Here is a 14,101-nt window from a genome sequence, read left to right as displayed (position 1 = left end):
GGAGAGGCATTTCATGGGCGGACATCTAACGCTCGGCATCGACATCGGCACGACCAACGTCAAGGCGGCGATCCTCGATACCAACACGGGAAAGGTGGTGGCGTTCGGCTCGCAGGAGCATCCGTTGTTCCATCCGTTCCCCGGATGGGCGGAACAGGAAGCCTCGAACTATTGGGGGGCGGTCGTATCAGCCGTCAGGCAGTGCCTGGAGCAGGGCCGGTTTTCCGACGACATCGCGGCGATCGCGCTGTCTGGCCTGGTCGGCGTCACGTTGCCGGTCAGCGATCAGGGCAAGCCGCTGCGTCCGGCGATGATATGGATGGATTCCCGCTCGGAAGAAGAATGCGAGGATATTCGCCGCAGCGTCGGCGAGGCGACCATCAACAAGAACAACGGTAACCGCGTCGCCCCATGGTTCATCGATCCCAAGGCGTTGTGGATCAAGAAACACGAGCCCCACATCTTCAACGCAACGCACAAGTTCCTGTCGCCATCCGGCTACTGCACCTACCGCATGTGCGGCAACTTCACGATGAACACCGGTGACGCCGGCCTGGCCTATGCGTACGAGTACCAGAAGGAGCGTTGGAACGAATCCATTGCTACGGCGATCGGCATCCCACTGGAGAAATTCCCACGCCTATACCAGTCTCACGAGGTGGTGGGCGAAGTCACCAGGCAGGCGGCGGAAGAGACCGGACTGCGCCCCGGCACCATCGTGGCGGCCGGCGGCACCGACATCAGCTCGGCGGCACTGGGCGTTGGTGTAACCAAGGCCGGCGAGGCCTATTATTCGATGGGCACTGGCTCGAACCTCGGCATCATGATCCCGACCGAGCAGGACGTCCACGAATATCGCATCTTGAAATGGCCGCACGTACTGCCCGGCCTGACCATGTTCGACGGGCCGATGGCCTTCACCGGCGCATCGCTGAAATGGTTTCGCGACCAGTTCGGGGATTCCGAGTTCCGGCTGGCCGAGCGCATGGGTCACAATGTCTTCGATCTTTTCACAGAGCAGGCCAAGCATGTGCCCGCCTGTTCCGACGGTCTGCTCTATTTGCCGTATCTCGGCAATACGCTGTCGCCGAACTGGAACAGCAGCGCCGCGGGTGTCTTCTTCGGCGTGCGCCCGACGACGACGCGCGCGCATTTCATTCGGTCGCTTATCGAAGGCGTTGCATTCGACCTGTACTCGAACGTGCGTATCGCCAATCAGGCCGGCGTGAATGTCGATGGGCTGATCCTGAACGGCGGCCCGACCAAGAGCCGTTTCTGGAACCAGATCACCGCCAGCGTCGTGAATCTGCCGCTCAAGGTGCCGGACATCGGCGAAGCAGCGCCCATCGGCGACGCCATCCTCGCGGGCGTTGCGGCTGGCATATACAAGTCGCCGATCGAGCCCCTCGAAAGCATCGTGCGTATCAAGGAGACAATCGACCCGGATCCGAAGCTGCACGAGCGCTACCAGGATTTCTTCGAGGTCTGGTCCTCGATTTATCAGAATTTGCGTGGCGACATGGATCGTCATCGCGCCCTGCTCAACCAATACCATTCGGGATGACAGCGATGGATACCCCGCTGCTCGAGGTCCAGTCGATCCGCAAAACGTTTCCCGGCGTGGTCGCGCTGGCCGACGTCACCTTCGACCTGAAGGCCGGGGAGGTGCATGCACTGGTTGGCGAGAACGGCGCGGGCAAGTCGACGCTGCTGTCGGTCATGAACGGCCTGATCGCGCCGGACAGCGGGGAGATCCGCATCGATGGCCAGCCGGTCGTGTTAAGCGATCCGACGGTCGCGTTGGCGAACCGACTGTCTCTGGTCCACCAGGAACTGGTGCTGTGCCCGAACCTCAGCGTCGCCCAGAACATCTTCCTCGGCCGCGAGCCCGCGGCCCGCTTCGGCCGCAACAACCGGGCGGCGCTCAACTGCATGGCGCGGGAACTCCTCGACGAAATCCATGTCAGCCTCGATCCCTCGCGTCCGGTCGGCGAACTCAGTCTGAACGAGCAGCAGATCGTCGAGATCTGCCGTGCGCTGGCAAGCCGGCCGAAAGTGCTGGTTTTCGATGAGCCGACCGCTTCGTTGAACGATGATCAGGTGGGTCACCTGCTTGCCGTCATCCGCAAGCTGAAGGCAAGTGGCCTCGGCATAGTCTATGTCTCGCATCGGCTCGGCGAGGTGCTGGACATAGCCGATCGCGTGACCGTGCTGCGCGACGGCCGTGTCGTTGGCACGCGCGACGTTGCCGACCTCGACGAGACGGCGCTCGTCTCTCTGATGGTTGGGCGCGAGCACAAGCCGGGCCAGAGCGCTTACAAGGAGCGCCGGCAAGGTTCCGTCGCCCTGGAGACCAAGGCGATCGGCAAGGCCGGGGTGTTTGACGACATATCCCTTGAGGTGCGTGCCGGCGAGGTCGTCGGCATCGCCGGCCTGCTTGGCTGCCAGCGTGAAGCCGTCGCGCGTGCGATCTTCGGCGCCTCATCGATCGACCGCGGGGAAATTCTTGTGCACGGCAAGAGCGTGGCGTTTCGCTCACCGCGCGATGCAATCGTTTCCGGCATCGCCTTCATGCCGGCCGACCGCAAGGGTGAGGGGCTGGTCCTGCCGATGAGCGTCGGCGACAATCTCGGGCTGACGGTCCTGCGCAGCTTTGGCCGCCGCGGCTTTCTCAAGCGCCGACGGAAAAATGCATCAGCCAATGACCTGGTGCGCAAGCTTGCTATCAAGGCCAGCGGCCTGTCGCAGCCCGCTTCCCAGCTCTCGGGCGGAAACCAGCAGAAGATCGTCATCGGCAAATGGATTGCGCGCGGCGGCGATATCGTAATCGCCGAAGATCCGACGCGGGGTGTCGATGTCGGCGCGAAATTCGAGATCTGGCGTGCGATCCAGGGCCTTGCCGATGAAGGCAAAGCGGTGCTGCTGCTCACCACGGAGCTGCAGGAAATGATGGACGCTTGCGACCGTATCCTGGTCATGAGCCGTGGTCGGATAACCGGGCATTTCCAGCGCAAGGAATTCTCGGCCGAGGCGATAGCTCATTGTTTCGTCGCCTGAACGCAGGATCGATAACGGTATGGAAACAATGAATTTTCTATTTCCCATCCGGGTCGGTAGGTCTCCTCGATAACGATTAATTTGAAGGAGGATCGGCATGCAGGGCGATAATTCTGCCAGCTATGCGGGCATCGGCGGCATCGGCAGCAAGATTTGGCCGCTGACGGGACCCGAGATCATTTCGCGTGACAAGCTGAAAAGGCTTCGCACGCGCACCAACGGACCGGGCCTTGTCCGGCTCGCGGTGCACATCAGCGCGTTGGTGCTTGGCGCTCTCGCCGTCTATCTGTCGTCAGGCACGCCATGGCTCCAGATACCGGCGATGTTCGTCTACGGCGTCGTTATCGTGCTGTTGTTTGCACCGCTGCACGAATGCTCGCACGGCACGGCCTTTCACTCGCGCTGGATCAATCACCTCATTGGCTTCGCCGTCGCCGCGTTCACCTTCCGGCCCTTTCTGTATTTCAAATACCGCCATGCCGCGCACCATACCTACACCCAGCACGAGGACCACGATCCCGATATCGTGCCGTTCCCCACCTCGCTGCGCGACTATTTCGGGCAGATACTCGGCCTGTCCTTCTGGCCCAAGCTCGCCGGTACCCTATGGCGTGGCTCGATCGGGCGCTTCACCGAAGAAGAGCGCGAATTCCTGCCGGAATCCGTCTGGAAGCAGGTGATGTTGGAGATCCGGCTGCTGGTCTTGGCTTACGTCGTCGTCGCTGTCTTCTCGATCTACTACGGAAGCACGATCGCGTTGGTCTACTGGCTGCTACCGCGCATCATGGGCGAACCGGTGCTGCGCGCCATACGCATGGCCGAGCATACCGGTGCGGAAGAAAGCCCTAACCTGCTCGCCAACACCCGCACCACCCTGGCGAATCCGGTCCTGCGGATGCTCTATTGGAACATGCCGTTCCACGCCGAGCACCACTTGGCCTCGTCCGTGCCGTTCCATGCGCTCGGCGACCTTCACAGTGAGGTTTCGCCGCATCTGCAATGCGTCAGCAAGGGATACATCCAGGTGCATCGCGAGATAATCCGCGAAGTGCTGAAGAACGATCGTCCCGGCGCCGCACCAGCCGGCCAGGAGGCTTGATCGGCCGTGGCTGGTTTGGGACGAACGGCCGGCGTGGTGATCGTCGGCGCAGGACATGGCGGCGGTCGTACCGCCGAGCGGCTGCGGCACGGTGGCTTCGTTGGCCCGATCGATGTGATCGGGATCGAACACGAGTTGCCATATGAGCGCCCGCCGCTATCGAAGAGCGTGCTGACCGCGGCCGAGGTTCCGGCGAACGCCTATCTTCTGCCGCCGGCTCGCTGGAGCGAGCTCGGTGTCAGGTTTCATCTCGGTGCCGAGGCGACCAGCATCGACCGGCAGGCCAAGGCGGTGATGCTGGCCGATGGCAGCGGGCTGTCGTACCGCAAGCTGGTGCTCGCGACCGGGCTCTCGCCGCGCCGCATCGAATCGCTGGAGCCGGTCGCGGACCGGGTCGCCTATCTCCGCTCGTTTCAGGACGCGCTCGACTTGCGCGACCGCATCCTGCCCGGCTCTTCGGTGGTGCTGGTGGGGGCAGGGCTCATCGGTTTGGAAGTCGCGGCGAGCGCAGTGAAGCGCGGTGCGACCGTGACGGTGCTGGAAACAGCGGATCGTCCGCTGAGCAGGCTGCTCCCGCCTTATATGTCGCAATGGCTGGCGGGCGTTCATCGGCAGGCGGGCGTCAGGATTCTCTGCGGCAGGCAGGTCGCTGCTTCCGAGCCGTTGGGCGGCAAGACATTGCTCCGACTGAACGATGGCACCCAGATCGAGGCCGACGTCGTGCTTGTCGGCATCGGTGGAACACCGAACGATCAGCTCGCCCGCGATGCCGGGCTCGACGTCGACAACGGCATCGTGGTCAACGAGTTCGGCCAGACCAGCGATCCCGATATCTTCGCCGCCGGGGACGTCGCCTCGCATGAGAATCGTCTGTTCGGTAGGCGCTGGAGGCTCGAATCCTGGAAGAACGCCGAAGACCAGGGCGGCATCGTCGCCGCACAGATCTGCGGCACCCCGGCGTCATATGACGAGGTGCCGTGGTTCTGGACCGACCAATACGACCTGAACATCCAGATTGCGGGAATACCAGGCGATCGGGAACCCGCCTATGAGCGCGGCAGGCCGGGCGACCGCACCTATCTCGCCTACTTTGCCGATGCGGAGCGTCTTGTCGGCGCTATCGGCGTCGCCTGCGGACGCGACATCCGCATCGCTCGCGAGACGATCAGGACCGGCGGCCGACTGAATCCTGCCGAACTCGCAGGGAAGGGGTTTGCGGCATTTGGCGCAGCTCAGCCTGAAAGGCTGGCATTGTGATCCGCTCTGTCGCCGCGATCTGTTTCGAGCCGAACAAGCCACTGGCCGTCGAAGAGGTCCAGGTGGCGCCGCCCGGCCATGGTGAAGCACTGGTCGAGATTGTCGCTTCCGGCCTTTGCCATACCGATCTGACCGCGCTGGAAGGCGTCAACGCGACCTGTGTCTATCCATTGATCCCGGGCCATGAGGGCGCGGGTCGCGTGCTCGAGGTGGGCGAGGGGGTTTACGACCTGAAACCCGGCGATCACGTTATCCCGCTCTACGGTCCCGAGTGCATGCATTGCCGGATGTGCCGCAGCGGCCGCACCAATCTCTGCTGGACGATCAAGCCGACGCGCGACAGAGGCGTGATGCCGAATGGCACGTCGCGTTTCGCATTCGAGACCCAGCCCGTGCATCATTTCATGGGAACATCGACACTGTCTCGTTATACGGTTGTCCCGGAGATCGCACTGGCCAAAATACGGCCGGATGCCCCGCTTGATAAAGTCTGCCTGTTCGGCTGTGGCGTCACTACCGGCGTGGGCGCCGCGCTGGCCGAAATTCGCGAAGACGACGCCGTCGCCGTTTTCGGTCTGGGCGGCATCGGCATCAATGTCGTGCAGGGTGCGCGGTTGGCGGGCGCCAAGACTATCATCGGCATTGATGTCACCGATCGCAAGAACGCGCTTGCCCGAGCCTACGGCATGACCGACTTCGTCAATGCCGGCCGCGAAGGCGCAAAGGTCGTGCAGGCGATCCGCGACTTGACGGACGGCGGCGTCGACGTGGCTTTCGAATGCACCGGCATTGTCCCGGTCATGCGCCAAGCTTTCGACTGCTGCCAGCCTGCCTGGGGTACGGCGGTGCTGCTCGGTGTCGAGCCTCCAGGTACGGAACTGGGCTTTCCGCCGGTCGGTGTCCGTTACGGGAGGAGCATCCGCGGCAGCTATTTCGGCGGCGTCAAGGGGCGCAGCGGGCTCGGCCGCCTGATCGACTTCTATATGGAGGGTCGGCTGGATCTGGACCGGCAGATCACCCACACGCTTGCGCTCGATGAGGTCAATCGCGGCTTCGACCTGATGCGGGCGGGAGAAACTGTTCGCAGTGTCGTCCACTTCGAGTGAGCGGCATGGGGCTTGCCAATGAAGCTGGCTACGTCTTCCGCGACCGTTATCCGGAGCGCGAGCATGTTTATCGCCGGTTCGACGAGGCGAGCGCCGCAGCGCGCGCTTCCTTTCCATGCCGCCGCGACGTGCCCTATGGCGCGCATCCTCGCCAGATCTTCGACTTGTTTCCAGGAAGTGACGGCGCGCCGCTGGTCGTCTTTGTTCACGGCGGCTATTGGCAGAGCCTCGACAAGGATCGCTATTCGTTCGTCGCGGCGGCGCTCGTGCCGCGTGGTTTCTCGGTGGCGCTGCTCAACTACCCGCTTGCGCCGGCTGCCGGCGTCGCGGAGATCGTCGAAAGCGTCCGCGGCTGCCTGCCAATGGTCCTGGAAGCGCTCCGGCCGCCGCCGCCGTTCTGGATCGCGACTGGCCATTCGGCGGGAGGGCATCTCGCCGCGATGCTGGCAATGACGAGCCTCGCCGCGAATGTGGCGCTCGCGGCCTGTGCGCCGATCAGCGGCATCTTCGATCTCGAGCCTCTGGTGGAAACGTCGCTCAATGCGGCTCTGGAGCTGGATCAGGAGCGAGCCGCAAAACTCAGCCCGATACGCCGCCGGCCGATGGCTTGCCCGTTGACGGCCTTTGTCGGGGCCGCCGAAACATCGGACTTTGCGCGGCAGTCGCGACAGTTCGTCGAATATTGGCGTGCAGCCGGCCAGCATGCCGAACTGGTTTCGCTGCGGGACAAAAACCACTACACGGTCCTATGCGATCTGCTGGAGGAGCGGTCGGAAATAGCCGAAGGGATCATGCGGTTGGCGCAAGCGTTCCGCAGGGAGGAGAAACGGGTTGAGTGGCTCTAACAAGCTGCATTTCGTCAATTTCAGCCAGCTGCGTTCATTTTATGCGGTGGGACGCGAACTGAGTTTCACCAAGGCGGCCGATCTGCTGTGTGTCGGTCAGCCGACAGTGACGACGCAAGTGAAGGCGCTGGAGGAAACATACGACGTTCAGCTTTTCCTGCGTTCGCCGCGCGGCCTCAAGCTCACCGACGCAGGCGAAGCGCTGCTTATCGTTGCCCGCCAGATCTTCTCGCTGGAGGAGCAGGCGGTCGGCATTCTGCAGGCCGAGGGCAACCAGATATCGGGCAAGCTGCGCGTCGGCACCGTTGGCCCGTTCTTTGTCATGGAACTGCTCAGTGCCTTCCACGCGAAATACCCGCTGATGCAGGTCTTCCTCGAGAGCGGTAATTCCGATGTCATCTATAACAAATTGCTGAACTACGAGGTCGACGTCGCCATCATCGGCCGCGACTATGATGATCCGCGTCTCGATCTTGTCCAACTCGGCAGCCATGAAGTGATCATCTTCGTGCATCGCGACCACCCCTGGGGCGGGCGCCAGCAGATCGAGTTGGAGGAACTGGACGGGCAGCGCCTGATCTTCCGCGAACCGGGCTCGATGACACGGCGCGCACTGGAAGAGGTACTCGATAGGAATCGCGTGCGGCCCAATGTGGTGATGGAAATTCCACGCGACGGCGTTCGTGAAGCTGTCGCCGCCGGCCTTGGCGCCGGCATTGTTTCCAGGACCGAGTACCTTCCGGACGATCGTTTGACGGCGCTTTCGATCTCGGATCACAAGCCGTTCACGCAATCCTTCGCGGCGTGTCTGAAGGTTCGCCAAACGCTACGTCCGATAGAGGCTTTCATGCAGCTGGTCAGGGATCATTAGACTGACCGCGGTACTTCCGCCCTTTTAGGGCGTTGCCCAGCAACCAAGTGCCTTTTCGCGCCGCCGCATGGCATTGCTGCCGGCGCAATCGGTCAGTCCGCAGCCCAAAGCTCTACGACCAATTGCGGCCGCCGCATGGCGCACGCTTGGCCGCTCCCCGCTCTTCGAACGGCGCCCATACGCCGTCAATCCCACGCCAGCCTTCGCGACCTTGTGGTCTTCAAATATTCGGTCGCGCGCTGCTCGAAGAAGTTAGCGCGCGACCAGCGTCGATCACGCGGTCGTAGATCGATTACTGCTCCTTCTTGAACAAATCCTGGAAGATGAGATGGCCCCAAGTGCGGCCGCGTGCGTGCACAAGCGCGCCACCCTCGTCGAGTTTTCCCAGCTTGACGGGTGCGAACCCGAGTTGTTTGGCCAAGGCCGCCACGGGAGCGGTCGTGTCCTCGTCGTCGCTCGACAGGAAAACCACGCGGTGGCCGCCCTCGACGATCGGATCGGCAGCCAGGGTGGCCGCAGCCAGGTGATTGAACCCTTTGACGAGCTTGGCGCCGATGAACGCCTTCGCGACGAAGGCCGAGGACGGCAGACCGTCCAGCTCTTCGGGGAGAACTCCAAAAGTGTTCATCGCGTCGATGACCGTCTTGCCTTCCCAGTTCGGCAGGGCTTTCGCGACCTCGCGATGCTCCCAGAACGGGACCGCCAAGATGATTGTGTCGGCCTCGAGCGCATCCCGCAGCGACTTGGCGATGACCGTGGGTCCAATTGCCCGAGCCTGCGGCGCCAATGCCTCGGGCGGCCGGCGACTTGCGACGGCCACCTTGATGTTCTTACGGGCGAAGGCCTGCGCGAGGGCCTGGCCTATTTTACCGAATCCTACAATCGCATAGCTCATAATACTTCTCCGATCCGTGTTGATGTCGATTCCCGGCCCTCAACGGCGCTGGTTAATTGAATGGAGTGCCGGCCGGGCGTGGCGCCTCAGAGTTGCGCAAGGCCGCCGTCGACGGCGACCTCGCTGGCGGTCATGAAGCTGCTGTCCGACGACGCGAGAAAGGCGGCGACGGCCCCGATCTCCGCCGGATCAGCCATTCGCTGGAGCGGTGTCATCGCGGCGAAGACCTTCTGGCCCTCCTCGCCCAGCGCTTCTTTCGCGAGTTCGGTGGCGGTCGCCCCGGGCGACAGCACGTTGACCCGGATGCCGGTGCCCTTCAGGTCCTCCGCCCAGGTCCGCGCGAGGTTGCGCACTGCCGCCTTGCTCGCGCTGTAGGCGCTCATTGCCGGGGCGCCCGTGGTGCCGGCGCTCGATCCGGTCAGGATTATCGAACCGCCTTGGCCCATCAGCGGCAGCGCCTTCTGGACAGTGAAGATCGTACCCTTCACATTGGTGTCGAAGGTTTCGTCGATGTGCTCGGCGGTGATCTCGCCGAGCGCAAGCTGGCTTCCCGCCCCGGCATTGGCGAAGACAATGTCGAGGGTTCCGCGCTCGGCCTTCACCGTCGCGTAGAGTCGGTCGAGGTCGGCCTCATCCGAGACCGAGCCCGTCACCGCGCGGGCATTTGGCCCGAGCTCGGCCAGAGCCGCGTCGAGCGTTTCCTGCCGGCGGCCGAAGATGAAGACGAAGGCGCCCTCCTCGATGAAGCGCTTTGCCGCGGCGCGGCCGATGCCGGTAGCGCCGCCGGTGATGACTGCAACCTTCCCGTTTAGCTTTCCCATGACTTTTCCTTCCAGGCTCTGCCTTTGATCGTTCGGGAAGAACCCCGAGAGCCTGGAAATAAGTCTGCAGGGGTCAGGCTTTGAGTGCGGAAGTGCGCACATCGGTGGTGCAAAATCGATCCGGTCGGACGACTGCCGCCAGCCGCGACGAATCGGTGTCCGTCGTTCGGAATTGGGCCGCGCTCGTCGACATAAGCTATGATAACCGCCCACACTGGTGTACGACTGCGTTGGATACGGGCTTTGGAAAGCGCACCGCGCGGTGCGGGATCGCGCCATGATCGACTGGGATGATGTTCGCTATTTTCTGGCCGTGGCGCGCGGAGGCTCGGTGCGGGCCGCCGGCGAGCGCCTCGGTGTGAACCACTCGACCGTGCTGCGACGCGTTGCACAGCTCGAGGAACGCCTTGGGGCGCAGATGTTCGAAAAGCTGCCTTCGGGCTACCGCCTGACGGCTGCGGGCGAGGAGGTGCTCGAGCTCGCGAACCAGATGGAAGCGTCGTCGCACCAGTTGGAGACACGCGTCTTCGGGCGCGACCAGAGCGTGCGCGGGCTTCTGCGGGTGACATTGGCTCCGACCCTTGCGACACACCTGCTCATGCCTGATTTCGCCGAGTTCGCGCGTCTGCATCCGGACATCGAGATGGACGTCTTGTCGTCCGGGGAGCTGGCAAATCTGACCAACCGAGAGGCCGACGTGGCGATCCGCGTCGTCTATGACCGCAAAACCCTGCCGCTCAATCTTCACGGCCTGAAGGGGCCAGAGTTGTTCGGCGGCGTCTATATGTCCCGCGATCGACTTGCCGCCTGGCATGCGGGCGCGCCCGATCCCGTCCGGTGGATCGTCATAAGCATTCATGGAATTCCGGACTGGGCTCGCGAGGGCGAGGTTCGCACCACGGAGGTTCCATTCAGGACCACGGACGCCGAGGCACAGATCGTTGCGGTACGGCGAGGGCTCGGGATCACGACACTGCCGTGCTTCGTCGGAGATGCCGACCCCCTGCTGGTGAGGGTGCCGGGTACCGACCTGCACATGTACGGAACGCTCTGGCTTCTCACGCAGGGGGAGACACGCAAGACGAAGCGCGTGCGGCTCTTCACGGAATTCGTATCCCGCAGGCTCGCCGCGTACGCTCCGCTTCTCGCGGGACTGTCCATATCGCGCGACCGACGCCTGGCGGGTTGACGGCCTGCCTTGCCGACGGCTTTCCGGGGGGCTTGCCGGCTGCTTATGATTGCCGCTTTCCGGCTATCATTGGCGCCGCCTCAGGTGGAAAATGCTTCGATGGAAACTGTCCGATTTCCCAAGCTCACGACACCAAGGCTCGTGCTTCGGGCGCCGAGAAAACGGGATATCCCGGCATGGTTTGCGCGCGCGACGGATGTCGAATCCGCCTCTCTTGCCGGCGATCCTGTTCCCGACGACATAAGCGCGGGCGAGCGATGGTTCGCCCGTTCGCGTCAGCGTTTCGCTGACGGTACGGCGATCCAGTGGTCCATAGATCAAGTAGGAGTTTCGGAAGCGATCGGGACAATAACCCTGTCCTTCGGCGCAACCGACGCCAAGGCAGCCGCATTGGGATTTGTGCTCGCGCGTGCGCATTGGGGGCACGGACTGGGCAGCGAGGCGGCGCGCGAAGTTCTCCGCTACGCTTTCGAAACTCTGGCGCTTGAACGGGTGACGGGCGAAGCGGCGGCGCGCAATTTTGCCTCGGTGCGGATATTTGCGAAGCTTGGATTCAAACATGTCGAGAGCTTCATCGATGAGTCCGACGGCGAGCGTTGCGAGCGCTTTACGCTCGACCGAGACATCGGGCCGTCACTGTTGGCAAGCAACGCGATGCGGACTGCTAGGGCTCTGAGCCATGCCCAATAGCGTTGCTCCGGCGAGTCGATACTGAATCTGCGCTTGCGCGCCATTCTCTCGACAAGACCAACGGCTGGACGCGATCGAGCGCAGGCAGGTTCAATTGGTGCTGGTTGTGGCAGTGAACCCGCACTGCTTCTGTTCCATATCGATCTGCTTCGTGATGCGGACGGCGTTCTGTGCGTAGGCTTCCGTCACGGAGCCACTATTCACGGTCTTGTCCTTCAGCGGACTCACGCCTGCGCAGAGGTGGAAAACATGCGGCTCGGTGGACTTCGCGGCTCCGTTTTCGGGCGCGATCCAGTAGACGACATCCTGACCTGCGGGGTGGCTCGCGTCTCGCGTCGCCGCCGCCACCGCCGCGGTGTCCGTCGCGATCGCCTGCGCCTGAGCGGCGACGTCGGGGGAACAGGCGGTGGTGGGCTGCCCCGACTTGATCTGGGCTGCGCATGCGTTCATATCCTGGGTGTATTGTTCGACCGACGGGGGTTTGAAGCTGATCCCCATGACCGTCGCGAGCACGGCCAGCGCAGCGCCGACGCCGCCGGCAACCTTCTTGGTCCGCGGATCCATGTTTTTGTCGGTGAGGATCAGGAAAACCAGCGGGAGAAAGGCAATCAGCGTGATGATTGCGCCGAGCTGGTTTTGGAAGAAGAACCTGGCCGTGTCGGATGCACGGGCCGGATCATGCCTGTTTGCCGCCTTCCACAGCAAGTTGCCGGCGATTGCGAAAATCGCGATGCCGACCAGAAGGCCGATGATCAGCGGCAGGTGTGCCTGATCGAATTTGTTCTGGCGAAGCAGCATAATCCCGTAGATTTCGCCGCCAATGGCGACGATCCACGAGAGTGCGGCGAAAAGACGAAGACGCGTGGCGGAGGACTTCTGGCCCTGCGTCGCTTGCCAATCCTTGGTAACGTCTGACTTGTTGTCGGTCATTGACCAGATCCCCTGATATCGACACTTAGGCGGGCGGCGTTAGCAGCGTCATTGAACGAGCATTACTTGCCTTAGCGATGCGGGCAAAATGTGAGCGCCACGGCAGGCTTAATCCTCATACATATTGCGCATGAGTGAATCCGTCCATACTCATTGAGGCAGACGCCTATGCAGCGATGGCTCCGTTAATCTCTGGCCCGAACTGACGACACCAGCCGAAAATCGAAATTGCCATTGCCATCTCCGTGGTTCCTTCCTCGGCGGCTTTCGCACACCCTGCGGCGCCCGAACATTCGCTTCTCGCACTGTGGGGTTATGATAGCCTGGGCGACCGAAAGATCGAATACGACGCGAATTCCACAATGACGATGACCACGACACCAACTGCGGTATTGCGTGGCATGGAGCTCAGCATCCCTCGCGAGAATGCACCCGGCAGACTATGTCCGAGCGATCACCAGGGAGGCGTGGCGTCGATGCTCGCCGCGCTCGCCCGATGAACCGTTGGCAACTTGCTCATGGACGGTATCTCGATCTTGGTGCGAGATCGTTACTGATGGGGATCTTGAACGTTACGCCGGACAGTTTTTCCGACGGTGGAGAATTCGATCGGCCGGAGCGGGCACTCGAACAGGCACGGCGTATGATCGGCGAGGGCGCGGCGATCATTGATGTCGGGGGCGAGTCCACCAGGCCCGGCGCCGGCAGCGTTTCGGCGCTTGAGGAACAATCGCGTATCCTCCCGATCATCGAGGCGCTGTCGTCGGACGGCGACTGCATCGTTTCGGTTGACACCTATCGGGCCGAGACGGCGCATCTCGCGGTCGCGGCGGGTGCACATATCGTCAACGACGTACACGGCCTGCAGCGCGAACCCGACATTGCGCACGTCGCAGCGGAAGCCGGCGCTGGCCTCGTCATCATGCACACCGGGCGCGACCGGGAAAAATTGGCCGATGTAATCGCCGACCAGTTCCTGTTTCTGAACAGATCGCTGGAGATCGCTCGCAACGCCGGCATTCCGGACGACTGCATCGTGCTGGACCCAGGCTTCGCTTTCGCCAAGAGCGGAGAGGAGAACCTTGAACTCATGGCTCGCTTCGGCGAACTGCGCGCTCTTGGTTTTCCATGGCTCGTCGGCACCTCGCGCAAGCGCCTTGCCCATCACCTGGTCGGCGAAAGCGACGAAGGGCGGGACGTTGGCACAGCGGCAACCAGCGTCATCCTGCGATTGAAGGGTGCTTCGATTTTTCGTGTGCACAATGTCGGGATCAATCGCGATGCCCTGGCTTTCGCCGACGCAGTGCGCGAGCGCGAGAATACGGCGGAATGAAAGAACCT

At 62.7% G+C, this 14,101-nt stretch carries 13 protein-coding genes; 10 read left to right on the top strand and 3 right to left on the bottom strand.

Annotation, left to right across the window (positions count from 1 at the left end; genetic code table 11):
* The first annotated feature begins 13 nt into the window (after positions 1-13).
* The 7 genes from FJ979_RS11780 (at position 14) to FJ979_RS11750 (ending at position 8,235) form a co-directional block, all read left to right on the top strand.
* Positions 14-1,564 carry an FGGY family carbohydrate kinase gene (locus FJ979_RS11780; protein ID WP_140581066.1) on the top strand — a complete coding sequence of 517 codons (1,551 nt, stop codon included), beginning with the start codon at positions 14-16 and terminating at the stop codon, positions 1,562-1,564.
* 5 nt (positions 1,565-1,569) lie between these two features.
* Positions 1,570-3,057, top strand: a complete 1,488-nt coding sequence (locus tag FJ979_RS11775; RefSeq protein WP_181168589.1) for a sugar ABC transporter ATP-binding protein — start codon at positions 1,570-1,572, stop codon at positions 3,055-3,057.
* Positions 3,058-3,154: 97 nt separating this feature from the next.
* A complete protein-coding gene (locus FJ979_RS11770; protein ID WP_140581060.1) occupies positions 3,155-4,156 on the top strand; it encodes a fatty acid desaturase in 1,002 nt (333 codons plus the stop codon).
* A gap of 6 nt (positions 4,157-4,162) precedes the next feature.
* Positions 4,163-5,413 carry an FAD-dependent oxidoreductase gene (locus FJ979_RS11765; RefSeq protein ID WP_140581057.1) on the top strand — a complete coding sequence of 417 codons (1,251 nt, stop codon included), beginning with the start codon at positions 4,163-4,165 and terminating at the stop codon, positions 5,411-5,413.
* On the top strand, positions 5,413-6,519 hold the full coding sequence (locus FJ979_RS11760) for a zinc-binding dehydrogenase (protein ID WP_181165318.1): 1,107 nt from the start codon (positions 5,413-5,415) through the stop codon (positions 6,517-6,519). Before FJ979_RS11765 ends, FJ979_RS11760 begins: the two co-directional genes overlap by 1 nt.
* 5 nt (positions 6,520-6,524) lie before the next feature.
* Positions 6,525-7,364, top strand: coding sequence for an alpha/beta hydrolase (locus FJ979_RS11755; RefSeq protein ID WP_140581052.1), 840 nt, complete (start codon positions 6,525-6,527; stop codon positions 7,362-7,364).
* A complete protein-coding gene (locus FJ979_RS11750) occupies positions 7,351-8,235 on the top strand; it encodes a LysR substrate-binding domain-containing protein (protein ID WP_140581050.1) in 885 nt (294 codons plus the stop codon). The genes FJ979_RS11755 and FJ979_RS11750 overlap by 14 nt, the downstream gene beginning before the upstream one ends.
* Before the next feature lie 292 nt (positions 8,236-8,527).
* On the opposite strand, the gene FJ979_RS11745 is transcribed toward FJ979_RS11750, so the two are convergent.
* A complete protein-coding gene (locus tag FJ979_RS11745) occupies positions 8,528-9,130 on the bottom strand; it encodes an NAD(P)-binding domain-containing protein (RefSeq protein ID WP_140498270.1) in 603 nt (200 codons plus the stop codon).
* A gap of 86 nt (positions 9,131-9,216) precedes the next feature.
* Positions 9,217-9,951: an SDR family oxidoreductase gene (locus FJ979_RS11740; protein WP_140498268.1), complete on the bottom strand. Its 735-nt coding sequence runs from the start codon at positions 9,949-9,951 to the stop codon at positions 9,217-9,219.
* A gap of 277 nt (positions 9,952-10,228) precedes the next feature.
* Between FJ979_RS11740 and FJ979_RS11735 the strand changes: the two genes are divergently transcribed.
* Together FJ979_RS11735 and FJ979_RS11730 are read left to right on the top strand one after the other, a co-directional pair.
* Complete coding sequence (locus FJ979_RS11735; protein WP_140581047.1) at positions 10,229-11,140, top strand: LysR family transcriptional regulator; 912 nt, start codon at positions 10,229-10,231, stop codon at positions 11,138-11,140.
* Positions 11,141-11,239: 99 nt separating this feature from the next.
* Positions 11,240-11,830 carry a GNAT family N-acetyltransferase gene (locus tag FJ979_RS11730; RefSeq protein ID WP_140557397.1) on the top strand — a complete coding sequence of 197 codons (591 nt, stop codon included), beginning with the start codon at positions 11,240-11,242 and terminating at the stop codon, positions 11,828-11,830.
* 90 nt (positions 11,831-11,920) lie between these two features.
* On the opposite strand, the gene FJ979_RS11725 is transcribed toward FJ979_RS11730, so the two are convergent.
* Positions 11,921-12,760, bottom strand: coding sequence for a hypothetical protein (locus FJ979_RS11725; protein ID WP_140515124.1), 840 nt, complete (start codon positions 12,758-12,760; stop codon positions 11,921-11,923).
* 556 nt (positions 12,761-13,316) lie between these two features.
* Here FJ979_RS11725 and folP point away from each other — a divergent pair.
* Positions 13,317-14,093, top strand: coding sequence for a dihydropteroate synthase (folP, locus tag FJ979_RS11720; RefSeq protein WP_246678461.1), 777 nt, complete (start codon positions 13,317-13,319; stop codon positions 14,091-14,093).
* Positions 14,094-14,101: the final 8 nt, after the last annotated feature.

Origin of the sequence: Mesorhizobium sp. B1-1-6 (genome assembly GCF_006443035.1) — a bacterium.
Classification (GTDB): domain Bacteria; phylum Pseudomonadota; class Alphaproteobacteria; order Rhizobiales; family Rhizobiaceae; genus Mesorhizobium.
The sequence above is the reverse complement of the archived record's forward strand: the minus strand, read 5'-3'. Positions and strand labels throughout refer to the sequence as shown.